The 16322-nt window shown below is 32.8% G+C and carries 15 protein-coding genes; 4 read left to right on the top strand and 11 right to left on the bottom strand.

The window, feature by feature from the left end; translation table 11 throughout:
- Positions 1 to 30: 30 nt before the first annotated feature.
- Positions 31 to 2211, bottom strand: coding sequence for a S9 family peptidase (locus tag ABD816_RS17180; RefSeq protein ID WP_344929487.1), 2181 nt, complete (start codon positions 2209 to 2211; stop codon positions 31 to 33).
- A gap of 431 nt (positions 2212 to 2642) precedes the next feature.
- On the opposite strand from ABD816_RS17180, the gene ABD816_RS17175 reads away from it, so the two are divergent.
- Together ABD816_RS17175 and ABD816_RS17170 are read left to right on the top strand one after the other, a co-directional pair.
- Positions 2643 to 3923 carry a F390 synthetase-related protein gene (locus tag ABD816_RS17175; protein ID WP_344929486.1) on the top strand — a complete coding sequence of 427 codons (1281 nt, stop codon included), beginning with the start codon at positions 2643 to 2645 and terminating at the stop codon, positions 3921 to 3923.
- Complete coding sequence (locus ABD816_RS17170) at positions 3910 to 4905, top strand: 3-oxoacyl-[acyl-carrier-protein] synthase III C-terminal domain-containing protein (protein WP_344929485.1); 996 nt, start codon at positions 3910 to 3912, stop codon at positions 4903 to 4905. Before ABD816_RS17175 ends, ABD816_RS17170 begins: the two co-directional genes overlap by 14 nt.
- Before the next feature lie 174 nt (positions 4906 to 5079).
- Here ABD816_RS17170 and ABD816_RS17165 read toward each other — a convergent pair whose 3' ends face one another.
- From ABD816_RS17165 to ABD816_RS17140, 6 genes are read right to left on the bottom strand one after another with little or no spacing between them, the layout of a single operon-like run.
- A complete protein-coding gene (locus tag ABD816_RS17165) occupies positions 5080 to 5961 on the bottom strand; it encodes a carbohydrate kinase family protein (RefSeq protein WP_344929483.1) in 882 nt (293 codons plus the stop codon).
- 1 nt (position 5962) lies between these two features.
- Entirely contained in the window at positions 5963 to 7459 is a 1497-nt protein-coding gene (locus tag ABD816_RS17160) for a mannitol dehydrogenase family protein (protein ID WP_344929481.1), read from the bottom strand.
- A gap of 13 nt (positions 7460 to 7472) precedes the next feature.
- Positions 7473 to 8438, bottom strand: a complete 966-nt coding sequence (locus ABD816_RS17155) for an ABC transporter permease (protein WP_344929479.1) — start codon at positions 8436 to 8438, stop codon at positions 7473 to 7475.
- A gap of 25 nt (positions 8439 to 8463) precedes the next feature.
- A complete protein-coding gene (locus tag ABD816_RS17150; protein WP_344929477.1) occupies positions 8464 to 9981 on the bottom strand; it encodes a sugar ABC transporter ATP-binding protein in 1518 nt (505 codons plus the stop codon).
- 41 nt (positions 9982 to 10022) lie between these two features.
- On the bottom strand, positions 10023 to 11075 hold the full coding sequence (locus ABD816_RS17145; protein WP_344929475.1) for a substrate-binding domain-containing protein: 1053 nt from the start codon (positions 11073 to 11075) through the stop codon (positions 10023 to 10025).
- A gap of 33 nt (positions 11076 to 11108) precedes the next feature.
- Positions 11109 to 11930, bottom strand: a complete 822-nt coding sequence (locus ABD816_RS17140; protein WP_344929473.1) for a hypothetical protein — start codon at positions 11928 to 11930, stop codon at positions 11109 to 11111.
- Between the two features lie 350 nt (positions 11931 to 12280).
- On the opposite strand from ABD816_RS17140, the gene ABD816_RS17135 reads away from it, so the two are divergent.
- Both ABD816_RS17135 and ABD816_RS17130 read left to right on the top strand, forming a co-directional pair.
- Positions 12281 to 13018: an NUDIX hydrolase gene (locus ABD816_RS17135; protein ID WP_344929472.1), complete on the top strand. Its 738-nt coding sequence runs from the start codon at positions 12281 to 12283 to the stop codon at positions 13016 to 13018.
- A 56-nt stretch (positions 13019 to 13074) separates the two neighbouring features.
- Positions 13075 to 13962: a hypothetical protein gene (locus tag ABD816_RS17130; protein ID WP_344929471.1), complete on the top strand. Its 888-nt coding sequence runs from the start codon at positions 13075 to 13077 to the stop codon at positions 13960 to 13962.
- Here ABD816_RS17130 and ABD816_RS17125 read toward each other — a convergent pair.
- From ABD816_RS17125 to ABD816_RS17110, 4 genes are all read right to left on the bottom strand, one after another.
- Positions 13948 to 14154: a hypothetical protein gene (locus ABD816_RS17125; RefSeq protein ID WP_344929469.1), complete on the bottom strand. Its 207-nt coding sequence runs from the start codon at positions 14152 to 14154 to the stop codon at positions 13948 to 13950. The genes ABD816_RS17130 and ABD816_RS17125 overlap by 15 nt on opposite strands.
- Before the next feature lie 30 nt (positions 14155 to 14184).
- Entirely contained in the window at positions 14185 to 14577 is a 393-nt protein-coding gene (locus ABD816_RS17120; RefSeq protein ID WP_344929467.1) for a hypothetical protein, read from the bottom strand.
- Positions 14578 to 14580: 3 nt separating this feature from the next.
- A complete protein-coding gene (locus ABD816_RS17115; RefSeq protein WP_344929465.1) occupies positions 14581 to 14718 on the bottom strand; it encodes a hypothetical protein in 138 nt (45 codons plus the stop codon).
- Between the two features lie 137 nt (positions 14719 to 14855).
- A complete protein-coding gene (locus ABD816_RS17110) occupies positions 14856 to 16163 on the bottom strand; it encodes a T9SS type A sorting domain-containing protein (protein WP_344929463.1) in 1308 nt (435 codons plus the stop codon).
- Positions 16164 to 16322 lie beyond the last annotated feature (159 nt).

Below are 16322 nucleotides of genomic sequence, written 5' to 3'. Positions count from 1 at the left end.
CGGTTCATTATAAGTATACAATGACTCGATTTATTCCTTTATCCCTTCTAGATCTAACATAAAAGCATATTCCAATGCTACTCGCTTATAACGTTCAAAACGACCAGAAGCACCACCATGACCCGTCTCCATATCGGTATCCAGAATAAGCAAATTATCATCAGTTTTTAGCTCCCGAAGCTTTGCAGTCCATTTAGCAGGTTCCCAGTATTGCACCTGACTATCCCAATAGCCTGTGGTAATAAGCATGTTAGGGTATTCTTTAGCTTCTACATTATCATAAGGAGAATATGATAACATATATTCGTAATATTCTTTATTTTTAGGATTTCCCCATTCATCAAATTCAAAAGTTGTGAGTGGTATAGTCTCATCCATCATAGTAGATACTACATCCACAAAAGGCACTGCTGCAATCACTCCATTCCATAATTTTGGCTTCATGTTTGCAACTGCTCCCATCAACAAACCACCAGCACTTACACCCCTAGCATACATATGTTCCGGACTGCTATATCCTTCTTTATTCAAAAATTGGCCGACATCTATAAAATCAGTAAATGTATTCTTCTTTTTCAATAATTTCCCATCTTCATACCAATACCTACCCATTTCTTGTCCACCTCTGATGTGTGCGATGGCGTATACAAATCCACGATCCAGCAAACTAAGTCTGGTAGTGCTAAAATAGGGTTCTGTACTGCTTCCATAAGAACCGTATGAATATAACAACAGGGGTGTCTTACTACTTATTTGCGTATCTTTTTTATACACTAATGATATGGGGATCTTAACTCCATCTCTCGCAGTCGCGTATGTACGTTCTGATATATAATTATCTTTAGAGAAGTTAGGATCCACTACTTCTTGTTCTTTTAATATGGTTTGCTCTTTTGTATCCATTCTATAATCTATTGTACTGAATGGAGTTGTCAAAGAAGTATAGGTGTAACGCAAAATATTGGTATCAAAATCCAAATTGGTAGTTGCATAAGCTAAATAGGCAGGGTCATTAAATTCAATATAATGATCATCTTCTCCATTCCATTTCATTACTCTAATGGTACGTAAGCCATTATTTCTTTCACCTAATGCTAAATAATTTTTAAAAACAGTAAAGCTCTGCAATAGCACATCTTTTCTATGTGGTATTACATCTACCCAATTTTCTTTTGTTGTTGTAGTAACAGGAGTTTTTACAAGCTTAAAATTAGTAGCATCTTTATTAGTTCGTATATAAAAATATTCTCCTAAGTGCGCTACACTATATTTCAGATCACGTTCTCTGGGTTGAATAACTTTCCATGCTCCGTTTGGTGTATCCGCATTAAGATACCGAGACTCTGAAGACAACGTTTGACTGCTCACTATAAATATAAATTTATCTGATCGAGATTTGTAAACATAGGTGCTAAAGGTTTCATCTTTTTCGTCAAAAACTAATTCATCTTTTGATTGATCAGTTCCCAAAACATGTTTATATACTTTATCTTCTCTCAAGGTAACTGAATCCTTTGATGTATAAAAAACAGTTTTATTGTCATTTGCCCAAGCGATACGCCCACTGGTATTATCCAGTTTATCGGGCAATAGTTCCCCCGTTTTCAAATTCTTAAAAAAGATAGTGTATCGACGTCTGGAAACAGTATCAATCGCATATCCTAACAATTCATTATTCATACTAATGGACCTCCCTCCAATACTAAAAAACGCTTTTTCTTCAGCCATCTCAGGTCCATTAAGAATAATCTCTTCTTCTGCAGCATCTTTGATTTGTTTGCGACAATACAATGCATAGTCCAACCCTTCTTCAAAGCGTGTATAATAGGAGTATCCGTTATCATTATAGGGTACTGAGGAGTCATCCTTTCTAATCCGGCTAACGATTTCTGTATACAATTTCTTTTGTAAACTTTCTGTATGTTTCATCGCAGCATCCTTATATGCATTTTCCGCATTTAGATAATCTAATACATCTTGTGTTTGACGATCAGGAATTTCATTATTTTTTTGCTCATCACTAAGACGCATCCAGAAATAATTATCTACTCTGGTATCTCCATGAGTTTTTAATTCTTCTGCTATTTTCTTTGCTGTTGGCGTCTCGATAGAAAGATGTGCTTTTGCCAGTTCAGGTTCCTGCTTTTCTTTTTTACAAGAAAGAAAAATTATTGAGAAAATAATAAGCGAATAAAAAAAGTTAGATTTCATATGGTTGGAAGTATTGAATTCTAAAAATAGTTGTATTGCCAAAATAACAAATCATCATTAACTAAATTTTAGTAATAGCTACTTGTATCGTAAGGCTTATGGTACGAATCTATAATGAGTCAATATCATCAGTGAGACTAGTAGGATTAATGATATAATAACTAGTCTCTAAAAAAATAATTATCGGCATTATTAACAAAGAGGCACACAAAAACAGATACCGTCTGATCATAGGTGTTTTGTAAAAGAATTATATCATATAAACTAAACATTGCATTCTATTGTGAAATTATTCTTACACTTATGGAAATCATTAAAAAAAATAGTAAGTTCACTAAATGGTTTTCACAAAGTGCCTCCAGAAATATTCCGTATGCCGATTCATTGCTCAGAAACCACTAAAGAAATGGTTAATAACGAACTAAATTTTAATGTACTTTAAATTCTTGATTTTCTGGAAATTCGCGGCACTGCGTTTACAAAAACGCATTTATTACAATAGGTTACCATTATTACAGGAAAAAAGGTGGAAACGGTTTCAAACTACCTTACTAAATTCTTCTTTTTATAAAGAAAATGCAATAAATAAAGCTTCATTAGAAGAATATCCAATCCAGAATAAAGCTTTATTTATGGAAAACTTTAATACCATTAACACACACAAAATAAAACTAAAAACAGCACTTGCCATCGCTATAAAAGCAGAACAATCCCGTGACTTTTCTCCTATGATTGGTCATTTAACCGTAGGGCTATCTTCTGGAACCAGCGGAAATAAAGGAGTGTTTATCGCTTCAGAAAGTGAACGTGCACACTGGGTAGCTGCAATTCTGGATCGAGTTATCGGTTTTTCTCTAAAAAAACGAACAGTTGCTTTTTTTCTAAGGGCTAATAGTAATCTATATGACTCTGTAAAATCAAAATTATTGAGATTTGAGTTTTTCGATTTATATGAGCCAATAAATAATCATATGAATAGGTTAAATCAATTACAACCTACTATACTGGTTGCACAACCCAGTATGTTGTTAGAATTAGCCGTTGCTTATTCCACAGGAAAACTGAAGATACACCCTCAGAAAATAATTTCAGTTGCTGAAGTATTATATCCCGAAGACAAAAAAATATTAGAAACTACATTTAATCAAATAATTCATCAAGTATATCAATGTACTGAAGGGTTTTTAGCAACCACCTGTAACCAAGGAACTCTTCATTTTAATGAAGATTTTTTAATTATAGAAAAAGAGTATATAGATGATTCTAACACAAGATTTTATCCTGTAATAACAGATCTACTACGTTCTTCTCAACCCATTGTCAGATACCACCTTAATGATATTATTACTGAAAAAACAAACTGCACTTGCGGGCAAAAGACCTTGGCTATTGACCAGATAGAAGGTAGATCAGATGATATCTTAATTTTTAAAAATAATTATGGAATCGAAATACCGATATATCCTGATTTTTGTAGACGTGCGATTATCATCTCAGATGATTCCATTACCGACTATGAATTAATCCAACGATCTGCCAATCAAATTGCTTTATTCATCAATGGAACTGAACGTATGTATCAACATGCCAAACAAGCCATTCATAGATTACTATCTAATCATGACATAGCCCATATTGATATTATAAGAAGTACCGTAAAAAAACATAGCACAGGAGATAAATTAAGAAGAATTAGAAATGATTACAAGTAAACCTATCAAAATAGTAAGCACAGGAAAATATCTTCCTGCTATTGTATCTTCTATAGAGCTTGAAAAAAAGCACGGTATCCCTTTGGGTTGGTCTTCAGAACATTCTGGAGTAACCACCAGACATATTGCTACAACAGAATCTAATGGATATATGGGAGCCAGAGCCGCAGAGCAAAGCCTAGATCACGCTAAGATGATCTTAGCAGATATTGATATGATTATTTCTGCAAGTGGCACGTTTGATTATCCGATTCCTAATCAAGCAAGTATTATCAAATCAGAAATGAAAGATGGATATACATGCCATATACCAGCGATTGATATTAATAGTACGTGTTTAAGTTTTATAACAGCATTTGAGTATGCTGCCAACATATTGAATGGGAAACAGTATAAAAACGTTTTGATTATCAGTTCAGAAATTGCTTCAAAAGGGCTGAATCCTGATAATTGGGAAACATTAACCCTTTTTGGGGATGGTGCTGCCGCTGTTATTGTAAGCTATGATGAAACTTCAGAATCTACATATTTTAAAGGTGGACAACAAACATACAGTGAAGGCGTTTATCACACTATTATCGAAGGTGGAGGAAATCAAAATCCCATAAAAGAGCATGCTTATCATCAGGAATTACATTCTTTCAAAATGAATGGAAAACATTTACTAAAGATGGCTATCCAGAAAATACCTGTATTTATAGATTGGTTTTTTAAGGATCTTGATATCAACATCTATTCTGTTGATGTGATTGTACCACATCAGGCCTCAAAACTAGGACTCAGTATTTTTAATAAATTATACGATATAGAAGACAAAAAAGTCAAAAAAACATTAGCATCCTATGGTAATTGTATCGCAGCTTCTATTCCATTAACGCTTATAAACGCAATAGAGTCCGGAGAAATAAGTAGAGGAGATCAATGTCTATTAGTAGGAACTTCTGCTGGATTTTCTATAGGAGGCGTACTTTTAAAATATTAAGAACATGTTTGTATTCTCCATAGTATTAACACTTAATTTTCGAAAACAATGATAGCATATTGATGTTCCTCAACTTCAGATAACTCGATTTTACTATCATTATGACTTTATTGATTCAATAATCCATTAATATTATTTAATACTATCGATATTTTATATATAATAAGACGCAGATTAAGGGTTAACTAGCTCATTAACATCCTGTTCACTAATTTGTGGATTAGCACCTTCACGACTTGCCACTAAAGCACCAACTGCGCATGCAAAATCGATAGCTTCTTGAGGCGATACTCCCTTTAACAATTTATTAATTAAGGAAGCCAAAAAAGAATCTCCTGCTCCTACAGTATCGACCACAATGATCTGATAACCGCTATTGTAATAAAATGTTTTATTGTAATACAATATGGCTCCGTGACGACCTTTTGTAACACAAATTGATTGAGTATCTGTCTGTTTAGCAATGAATAAAATATTTTGCTCTAAAGATTGTGTCTTAGAATCCAACATTTTTGCTATTTCAAAAATCTCTTCATCATTAAATTTAATAAAATTAGCTTTAATCATTAAGTAATGTAATATTTCCGGAGTATAGTAGGGTTCCCTAAGATTGACATCAAAAATCTTAAACCTGGCTAATTCTAGTAACGCATACAGTGTATCTCGTGAACTATCGTTTCTGGTAATTAAACTTCCAAAGATAAAAGCATCTGAATCCTTTACTACTTTAATAGCATTTTTTGTTAATTGTACATAATCCCATGCTCTTGGGAATTTTATATCATAAGATGCAGAACCCTTTTGGTTCAATAGTACATGCACCGTTCCTGTTTTTAATGTTTGATTAATCTGGATACATTCTGCATTGATCCCTTGTTCCTTTATAAATTCTATTATTTCTCTACCTTCAGTATCATTTCCTATACTACTAATTAATGAAATGTTATTCTTTAAAGATTGTAATCGTATCGCAACATTTAAAGGTGCTCCTCCGATTTTTTTGTGATTTGGAAAAATATCCCATAAAACCTCACCAAAACAAGTGATTTTTGTCATTCTAAATTTTATTTAACATCTTATTATTCATTGTTAAAATACTTTTTTCTACACCATATTTTACTATGTTCTGATATGATTTTGTGTATACCTGCACAAATGTTTCCGATTCTTTAAGTTTCCCAAATACAGATGCTATTTCTAAAAATACTTTTGGGTCTTTTTTTGACAAGAGCGCTTTTTCGTATAGAAGCCCCTTCATGCCATCTTTTATCAATAAGTTATCACCTGCTTCATTTTCTCCTAAACTATATATTGCCCAAGCTGCTATCAGAAAAGCTGCATGTGCGATACTACTTCGTCGTTTTAATTGTGCATATACTGTAGGTAAAATAAATATGGGAATTTTGGCAGAACTTTCAGAACAAATTCTATCTATCTGATCTTTTATGTATTCGTTTCCAAACCTTTGAAGTAACGATTTCTTATAACCTTCTAAGTTAACACCCTTTAGGTCAGACAATAATGGACTAACCTCAGTATCCATATATATTCTTAAAAATGAACTGATCGCATTATTATTAGCTGCCTCATCAATCGTAGAATACCCCATTAGCGCTCCCAAAATGCCTAATACAGAGTGCCCTGCGTTTAAGAGTCTTAACTTCATTCTTTCGTAGGGAGCTACATCTTCAACAAACTGTGCTCCTACCGTTTCCCAAGCAGGTCTTCCTGTAATGAAATTATCTTCGATTACCCATTGCTCAAAAGATTCACAAACTACCGGCCACCCATCTTCGATACCTGATACCTCTTTTAGATTAGCAATGTCTAATGATGATGTAGCTGGCGTAATTCTATCTACCATACTATTGGGAAAAGAAACATTTGACTCAATCCACTCTGTTAATTCAGGTTCTGCTAACTGAACATAACTTAAAAGCATTTTTTTAGTAACATCCCCATTCCCCTGAATATTATCACAAGATTGTATAGTGCATCCTAATAAACCTCTTTTCTTTCGTAATTTTAGTGCTTGAGTTAGATATCCAAATATTGTTTTTGGTGCCTGTGGATGCTCTACATCATATTTAATTAATGGGTTATTGACATCAAAATCACTTGTTGCCTCATTATAATTATAACCTCCTTCTGTAATCGTTAATGTAATAATTCTAACTTCTGGACTTGCCATTTTTTCTATAACTACTAAAGGATTATTAGGTGCAAATAAATACTCAACAATAGCACCAATTACTCTTTTGGTTAAAGAACCATCTAATTCTTTTATTATTAAAGTATATAAACCATCCTGCTCTTTTAATGTATTATATATTTTAATATCAAAATCTAATAACGCAACTCCACAAATACCCCAATCTGTTATAGATTCTTGATGCAATAAACGATCTATATAAGAGGCTTGATGTGCTCTATGAAAACCACCAATACCCACATGTACAATACTTGCTTTTATGGAACTCCTGTTATATTGAGGAACAGCAACCTGCTTTGAAATCTGATATAGATTCTGTGTATTTAATTTACAACTAGTCATTTTTAACTCTTTTTTATTTTTCGAAACGCTGTAGTAGTACAGCAAAAATGATAATTCCGCCTTTTACAACTTGTTGTGGATAAGAGGGTACATTTAAAAGATTTAAAATATTACCTATTAAACCTAAAATAAGCACGCCCATTAATGTATTAATTGCCGACCCCTTTCCTCCATTTAAACTTGCGCCACCGATTACTACTGCAGCAATAGCATCAAGCTCCCATGCCATGCCCATATTAGGAGATCCCAAATTTGTTCTTGATGCAACCACAATTGCAGCAATAGCAGCTAATGACCCAGAAATAGCATAAACTAAAAATTTATATTTGTTTACTTTAATACCTGACAATCTTGAAGCTTCTTCATTACTGCCTATCGCAATAATTAATCTTCCGAAAACATTATAACGTAACATAACGGCTGCAAGAATAACAATGATAAAAAATATAATAGCAATATTAGGAATTGCCAATGTTGAATTATTAGCAAAATCAGACATGAATTCTCCTCCCGGAGTTTTAAAGGTAATAGGTGAACCTTTTGAATAAATAAAACCTAACCCTCTTGCTACTGTCATTAATGCAAGGGTAGCTATAAAAGGTGCCATTTTTTGAAAAGCTACAAGGTATCCCGCTACACTACCTAATGCAAATCCAATACCGATTGTGAGTATAATAGCAACTGGCAAGACTACAATATTGACTAACATAGCAAAAGTTACAGCTAATAAAGCAACCATAGATCCTACGGATAGATCTATACCACCGGTCAAAATTACAATGAGCATCCCAATACTAATAATACCAATACCAGAAACTTGTTTTAATAAATTAGAGAGATTAACTGATGTAAAAAAAACATCAGAGATCGTTGCTGAAAAAATTAACAATACAATAAAAATGAATATTGTATTATACTTTATTAAAAACTTAAGCAATCCGCCGGGGCTACTTAGCTGTTCTTTTAGTGTTAAAGCCATTATGTTTTGTTTTTGAACTATTATTCTATTCTTTTAGTGCCTCTCCGATAGCATATCGTAGAATATTTTCTTCGGAGAATTTTTCTTTTGGTAGCTCACCGTAAATACTTCCTTTATGCATAACAACAATTCTATCCGAAATACCAATAATTTCTGGCATATCTGAAGAAATAACGACAACGGCAACTCCTTTTTTTGCCGCTTCGTTGATAAGATTATATATTTCAACTTTAGCGCCGACATCAACACCTCGTGTCGGTTCATCAATAATGATAACTTTACTATCAATACTCAACCATTTCGCCAAAGCTACTTTTTGTTGATTACCGCCACTTAGATTTTTAACAATAACCTCAGAACTTGGTGTTTTTATATTAAGTTTACCTATTAAGCCTGAAACATTCGTATGTTCTTTATCTAAACTGATAAAACCTAATTTACCAGCGATGGCTCCAAAATTGGTAACACTTATATTTTTTCTTATTGAAAGTGGCAAAAACACTCCTTCTTCTTTTCTATCTTCAGAAACTAATCCAACTCCATAAGCGACAGCATCTACAGGGGATTTTGTTTTAATTTCTATATTATCTAGTAATAAGGTTCCGGATTTCTTTCTATCAGCACCAAAAATAAGCTTAGCAGTTTCTGTTCTCCCACTTCCTCCTAAACCTGCAATGCCAAGAACTTCACCTTGCCTTACATTGAATGATACATCATTCACTAAAGTATCTCTTGCCGTTAAGTTTTTAACTTCAAAAATTGGCACTTCTCCTATGATAGCATCACGATAAGGATACAAATCTTTTAATTCTCTTCCAATCATTAAATGAATAACACCATCTTTATCTATTCCTGAAACTGGCATACTACCTGTATCAGTCCCATCTTTAAGGACTGTAATAGAATCAGCTATCTCAAAAATTTCATCCAGATGATGTGAAATATAAATAACAGCTATTCCTTTCTCTTTTAATCTAAAAAGATTATCAAATAATTTTTTAGTATCAGTAGGGTCAAAAACAGTTGTTGGCTCATCTAACACCAATACTTTAGTATCTTCTGATAAAGCCTTAGCTATTTCTACTACCTGCTTTTGAACAATGCTTAAATCCCTTACAATTGCTGATGCATCAATTTCAAAACCTAAAGAATTAATTAATTCCTGAGCATCTTTTATTAGTTCTTTCCAGTTCATCCAAAATTTACTGGCACCTAGTTTGTGTAAATAAATATTTTCTGCGACAGATAAATCGTTTACCAATGATAATTCTTGATATACAACACTAATGCCCAATACTTGCCCGTCATGTGTGTTTTTAGGATTAATTTCTGTTCCATTTAGAAAAACTTTTCCACTATCTTTTTGATGAACACCACTAAGAATTTTAATCAATGTAGATTTTCCGGCACCATTTTCACCTAGTAATGCATGAATTTCTCCTTGCTTTACCTTAAAATCAACATCCTGAAGGACGGAAACAACACCAAAACTTTTTGATATCCCGTTCATTTCAACACGATATTCACTTTTTGAATTTTGCATATCTTAAAGATGTTTATCTAACTAATGATTTTAAACTTTTATTAGAAAATCGCATTAGGGTTGTAGTATTTTGAAGCGTTTTCTTTGGTGATCAATAATGGCGCTGTAAAAGAAGTTTTAGAAAAATCTCTCTTACCATTCATATATTGAATAGCATATTCTACAGCATTCTTACCAATCTGCACAGGACTATTCATAGCTGTACACCCATAGAAATCTGTTTCCATAATATACTTAATAGCTTCTTTTTGTCCGTCTGCTCCGGCAACTATCAAAATGTCATCCGTTTTTCCTGCCTGTGCAATTGCTTTAATAGCGCCCAATACGCAAACGTCAGACTCAGTAATCACCACATTAATATCCGGATGAGCTACTAAAATATCTTCCATAGCTTTTTGCCCCCCTGCGTACGACCAATTTGTATACATTTGAGTCTTGATATCCAGATCAATATATCCTAAGGTTCTTAGTTGCTCTTCAGTAATACCTTGCAATAGACCTTGTTTACGTGTTCTCCCAACAGGATTACCTGCATTACCACTTAATAAAGCAATGTTCATCTTTTTCTTTCCAAATTTTTTAGCTAGCCATTCTCCTGCTAATGCTCCATTTGCCAAGTTATTTGACTGGATGGTAGTAATATAATCTGCTGAAGGATCTATAGAACTATCTATAATAAAAACAGGAATACCAGCCGCTTTTGCAGCCTTAGTCACCCCAACTAAAGCATCAGGATCTTTAGGATTAAGTAGTAAAGCGTCAACACCTTTAGTTATTAAATCTTCTACTGCCGCTACTTGTTTATTGATATCATCCTGTCCGTCTGCAGATAAGAAAACCATTCCGTTCTTTTCAGTATTTGTCTGAATACTCTGTAATAATGCTTGATAATAAGGAGCATTTAATGAGGGTGTACAATATCCTATCTTTTTTCCTGTAAGATCTATTTCACTTACAATAGCTTTTCCAGACTCTTCTGTATCCTTAACAGTAGAATCAGATGTTTGTGACTGTTCTACGCAACTTACTATATTAAAAAAAATTGCGAGTACTACTAAGAGTTTTAAAACGATTTTTGAGTGTATTGTTTTCATATGTAAAAATATTAATTAGCTTGTTTTAAAGGATTAAAATAATGTCAGGTCTAATGACAACACTGTAATCTCTTTCTCTGGATTCCACATTGCAGTAACCTCAACGGGCATTTTATACTGTCCGATATTGATATCCCTATTTAAAGCCATACCTACATTAATTAGATTACCCTGCCCCTCGGTATAAAATGTTTTATTAGTTATAAATGACCAGGCGCCTCCTGCAAAAAGAGATAATTTATATCCCTTATGTTCCCAGACGCTACTTTTGACTTCAAAATAATGTGTGTATGAGTCTTGTAAGGATCCATCCTCCTGTACTTCAAAATCTCCAGAACCACCACCTATAATGGTAGCAAAATACAACAATGTACTAGGATGAATTTTATATCCAAAATTAATATCTACAAAATTATATCCTTGTCTTTTGTCATAGCTCCAATAGGCTAAAGTATCCCCTCGCTCTTCTACACCTGTATAATTATTATGTGTGACAGCCTCTATAAAGAATGTATCCGAAAATCTGTATACAGTGTAAATTGAAAATTCCTTATAAGCAGCACTAATATAAGCATCAGCTTCTGGATTATAGACATCATTACTGGTAAAACTACCACCACCCCAGACTCCAAAAGTAAATTTTTTATTCCTGGTATTAAATTCAAGGTTTGTTGCAAACATAGCGCCTTGATGCACTACGAATCCATGCCATATATGCATGTTTTTAAGGTGACCACCAGCATTAAACATTTTGTAGTCATCTTTTATAGCTCTATCCACTTCAGAGCGTTCTGTTTTCTCATCTTGAGCATAAAGTATCGGCATCCCTGTAAGGATCGATATAAAAAAGCCCATGAAACATTTTTTAACAAAAAAACTTTGAGCATTCCAGGCTATAATGGAATTTCTATTTAGTATAGATTTTTTTTGACTCAACCAGTGTGATAGTGGTTTCATATTTTTGAGTATTTAATTATAAATATTAAACGTATTTATGACGTTTGTTAATCAAATATATAATAAAATTTAATTAATCGTCATTTTTTAAACATAAAATATAAATATATGTCTCAATTTTTAATAAATAATTACTTAATTATCATTATTTAAACGACTATTATCAACACATATATAATGTATTAATGACGTTTATTAATTAATTATAATAAAATGTAATTAATTAACTTTGCAGACTAAACTGGTTTATGAAACTCAAAAAAATCTCTAACATATCGGTAGACTGTGTTGTTTTTGGATACGACACCCTTACTAAATCACTTAATGTTTTACTAATAAAGCGTTACTTAGAATCAAAAACAGAAGCTGATATTCTCGTAGATGATTATGTATTGACAGGATATCACGTATGTGAAAATGAAACTCTGGACGACGCTGCCACTCGGGTTTTAAAAGAGCTAACAGGCTTAACTAATTTATACAAAAAACAGTTCAAAGCTTTTGGCGATCCTGATCGATTAATGAATGAAAAAGACCTTATTTGGATTAAGCACGAACAATTTAATTTAAGAACTATCACCATTGCTTACTACTTTTTATTAAAAACAGAAGAGGTAGCTCTAGAAGAAAACAAGTATCAAGCAAAATGGTTTCCTATAAGAAATTTACCCGATTTAGGATTTGATCATGAAAAAATCATCTTAGAAGCACACGAAGATTTAAAAACAAAATGCTTACACGAACCTATAATTTTTGAGCTGTTACCTGATAAATTCACTATTAATGAGGTGCAAGATTTATACCAGTCCATTCTAGGCATAGAAATCGACAATCGCAACTTTAGAAGAAAATTAATTAAGAAAAAATATATCATCGCACTAGACGAAAAACAAATTGGCATCTCTAAAAAACCTGCTCAATTATATATGTTTAGCAAAGATGTCTATGAAAAAATATTCGAAAAGAATTATTTAATTCATATTTGATTTGCTATTAAAAAATTTTGTCTTTTACTTAATACTATACTCTTTAAATTGATCTTATGAAAATAATTACGCCTTTACTATGTATTATATGCTTAGTGTCGGGTACAGCTTTATTATATACTTATCTATATGCTAATGGTGGTGCTGATGGCTTAGGTTCATTTTTTATTGGAGTTATTCTGGCTATACTATTTATTTGTTCCCTTATCGGATGTATTGCAAGTTTGATAAGCACTATATTTTCTAAAAAAGTAAAGAAAATTATACTACTATGTGCCGCATGTACTCCAGTATTGGCAATAATAATCATTGGCAGTATTTTTTTTGTTTTTAATACAGAATACCAAAATGATTATCAAAAATCCATTGACATAGAAAAGTCTATAAACCATACAGAAATTTTTAAGTCTGATGTGCTACAACTTCAATTCACTCATGTTTCTGGAGAGGTCAACGGCTCCGTTAATGGCATACCTACTGTAGTATCTATTACCCCTAAAATAATTGACAGTATTCTGTACGTCACAAAGAGTGAAGATAAATATTACTTTCCTGACCGATTATTTTTCATACAAAAGAAAGCACCCATCAAAGAGCATTTAGAAAATTTGATCAAATCGATGAGTCCAAATCCAAACTGCTCTCTATTAAAAATAAATATTGCTGAAGAATTCCCTTTGCTTGACACCAAAACAAAAGGTTATGTCTTAAAGCATCCTACTTGCACGTACGATAATACTTCAGCTTTAATCACTAGTCTATTCGGTAGTGAAAATGATATTTTTTTACAAGCTTATTTTCTTAGCATACCTCATCGTGATGATTTACTCATGGTGATCGCTATACCTAACCCTAGCAGCAGTATTAATGCTTCTGTAGAAAAACTGACAATGGATAATATAGCAAATCAAAATAAATGGTATCATACTTTAGAATTCTTTTGATAGTGATAATGTTTTAAAATAAATTAATTGTAGTAGAGATTTTACTCCTTTTCCTTCATAAAGTCTTTGGCTCCATATCCATAGTTTTTTATTTCCTATAAGCCCTGAAATATAATTCAATATTTCATCTATCACATCCTCGATATTAGTAATATTCAGCATCTGGTATATCACCTTCAGCGTATGAATCATCCTATAAGCTTGCTTCTGATATAATCCTTTTTATTTATACCCGATAACACATATTCTTAGGCTATCTGATAGTTCTTCAAAACTATAGCGTTGTATTTCTTTACTAATATTATTTTGAATATCTTTTATAAAATTCCACTCTAGACGAGTTGGAGCATATTGCGCTTCTATTAATTTAATATAATCTTGTGAAACTTTTAAATGCCCCTTAATAACAGGAAACAAAACAGTAGTAAATAAATTAAAAATACCTTTTTTAGAACATAGAAAAGTAATTAGATCCATAGTACTATTTACTTTACGTATACAAAAAGAGGGTTCATGAGCAATAAAATCAAATAGTAAAAAATCCCCTTCAATGACAAGGTTTACATCTATTTCAGTACATCTTCCTTCAGTAGGCACTCCAGGTGTAGCATGCATATGCTACGTTTTATTTAAGAAACTATTTTCTTTATCAAAAAGTGTCCATTGCCATAATTGAGTTTTAGTAAAACAATAACGATCCTTATTAAATTTTAGCTTTGAAATATCCTCAAAAATTGTATTTAATTCGTATTTCATCATTGGCTCTTTGTATAATAAATAACCTCTTAGAAGCACTCATCACGTAGTGTTATGTATTATAATTTACAGAAATAATTATAGTATCACTTTAGTCAGATGCATACACTGACAAATAACATCTATACTTAATCTTATCATTGCTTCACTAGTTGTTTAGCAATAGTTTCAGTGCCTTTTGAAATTTTTACTATATAGATTCCTGGTCTAAGCTGAAGATGGACAGCTTGTACATCAGTAAAACTGTTCATAAGAACCCCTTGAACTGTGAAAATTTCAACAGATGACACTTGAGTATCAAAGCTTATAAAATCTTTTTTCAGAGGATTTGGAAACATCTTAAAATCTTTTTTACCAAAAGTTTCTGAGGATAAACTATGCTCTTGGAAATCTGGCGCCAATGGCTGCAAAGGAGCTCCTCCTCCCCCAATCTGGTCAATCGAATTATTACTAATAACAGCTAAGGCTTTCATGAGCTTATTCAATTCATCTTTCCATATTATACTACTCATCGAAAATCCGTACGCTTCTTCAAATTCGAGTTCAGAGTCTCTTTCTACAATAATATCCCAGGTATCCCATGCAGCATCTTCGGTAAAATAAACACCATAATTTTGCATAGCAAAAAAGAGTTTTTCTCCAGCTACAGTCATTAATCCAACAGACTCCGGTGTTACCTGAGGGGGTATTGCAAATAATGACCCCATAACCACCTCCTGATTAGTACCCTTGTATTCTGTAGAGGCGTAATTATCTGCATCGTTTGCTGGCCACTTATATCCTTTAATTTCTTCGCTATAAAAACAATACTTAGCTGCCCAAGGGTTAATTTTAATAGCATGTCGAATTGGAATTTCGCTAATTAATTCTCCTTTTCTGATCGTTCCTCCCAGAGCAGACATTCCAGAAGCACCCTGACCGCCGCCAGCTAATCCATCACCTTTAATAGACTGGTAGTTTCTATTATCAGGATATTGCATCCATGATGGTAGATGTACAGGACCTGCTTCCATACATCGTGATATTTGACTTCCTTCAAAAACAATATCAGAATTAGAGAGTCTAAATGCAAAATTATCGTTAGGAGTTAAACCATACGGGCTATCCCCTGCATCAGGAACGACCCATGTATCGGGCACTTTAATTGTAAAACCAAGATTATCTGTTCCCCCACATCGATCTTCTTCAAATGAAATTGCATTTACTACCGCTCTTTCCGGATCTTCAAAATTTAAAGCCAGGATATGCTGAATATCAACACCAACATTACTTGCATTTTCAAAATTTACTTCGGTATAAACTGCATCGCTACCAATGGGTTGATTCCAAATTGAATTTTTAGAAAATGGCCAAAGCCATGCATCCCTTTCATTTGATACCTGTTCTTGACTATCAGCATTACTACAACCCAGCAATAGAAGTACTAAACAGTTTAAGGTTTTCATATTCATTTTTTTTTACAAAACTACACAAAATCACATAAACAATTCAATTATAACCACTTAAACCCAATAATCGTTGATGTTTCTCAAATTTGAACTTTAGTTTTAATAGAAAATAAAGTTCAAATTTTACTCACAACAGAGACACTTCTATCGATATCA

Source organism: Aquimarina addita, assembly GCF_039539305.1.
GTDB classification, from domain to species: Bacteria; Bacteroidota; Bacteroidia; order Flavobacteriales; family Flavobacteriaceae; genus Aquimarina; species Aquimarina addita.
This window is presented reverse-complemented; position numbering and strand designations above follow the sequence as displayed.

What these genes read in the sequence shown, in the direction of transcription:
- ABD816_RS17180 (WP_344929487.1), bottom strand. Translation starts at nt 2,211, where the DNA reads ATGAAATCTAACTTTTTTTATTCGCTTATTATTTTCTCAATAATTTTT.
- ABD816_RS17160 (WP_344929481.1), bottom strand. Translation starts at nt 7,459, where the DNA reads ATGACTAGTTGTAAATTAAATACACAGAATCTATATCAGATTTCAAAG.
- ABD816_RS17140 (WP_344929473.1), bottom strand. Translation starts at nt 11,930, where the DNA reads ATGGGCTTTTTTATATCGATCCTTACAGGGATGCCGATACTTTATGCT.
- ABD816_RS17175 (WP_344929486.1), top strand. Translation starts at nt 2,643, where the DNA reads ATGTACTTTAAATTCTTGATTTTCTGGAAATTCGCGGCACTGCGTTTA.
- ABD816_RS17115 (WP_344929465.1), bottom strand. Translation starts at nt 14,718, where the DNA reads ATGAAATACGAATTAAATACAATTTTTGAGGATATTTCAAAGCTAAAA.
- ABD816_RS17145 (WP_344929475.1), bottom strand. Translation starts at nt 11,075, where the DNA reads ATGAAAACAATACACTCAAAAATCGTTTTAAAACTCTTAGTAGTACTC.
- ABD816_RS17110 (WP_344929463.1), bottom strand. Translation starts at nt 16,163, where the DNA reads ATGAAAACCTTAAACTGTTTAGTACTTCTATTGCTGGGTTGTAGTAAT.
- ABD816_RS17165 (WP_344929483.1), bottom strand. Translation starts at nt 5,961, where the DNA reads ATGACAAAAATCACTTGTTTTGGTGAGGTTTTATGGGATATTTTTCCA.
- ABD816_RS17155 (WP_344929479.1), bottom strand. Translation starts at nt 8,438, where the DNA reads ATGGCTTTAACACTAAAAGAACAGCTAAGTAGCCCCGGCGGATTGCTT.
- ABD816_RS17150 (WP_344929477.1), bottom strand. Translation starts at nt 9,981, where the DNA reads ATGCAAAATTCAAAAAGTGAATATCGTGTTGAAATGAACGGGATATCA.
- ABD816_RS17120 (WP_344929467.1), bottom strand. Translation starts at nt 14,577, where the DNA reads ATGCATGCTACACCTGGAGTGCCTACTGAAGGAAGATGTACTGAAATA.
- ABD816_RS17170 (WP_344929485.1), top strand. Translation starts at nt 3,910, where the DNA reads ATGATTACAAGTAAACCTATCAAAATAGTAAGCACAGGAAAATATCTT.
- ABD816_RS17130 (WP_344929471.1), top strand. Translation starts at nt 13,075, where the DNA reads ATGAAAATAATTACGCCTTTACTATGTATTATATGCTTAGTGTCGGGT.
- ABD816_RS17135 (WP_344929472.1), top strand. Translation starts at nt 12,281, where the DNA reads ATGAAACTCAAAAAAATCTCTAACATATCGGTAGACTGTGTTGTTTTT.
- ABD816_RS17125 (WP_344929469.1), bottom strand. Translation starts at nt 14,154, where the DNA reads ATGATTCATACGCTGAAGGTGATATACCAGATGCTGAATATTACTAAT.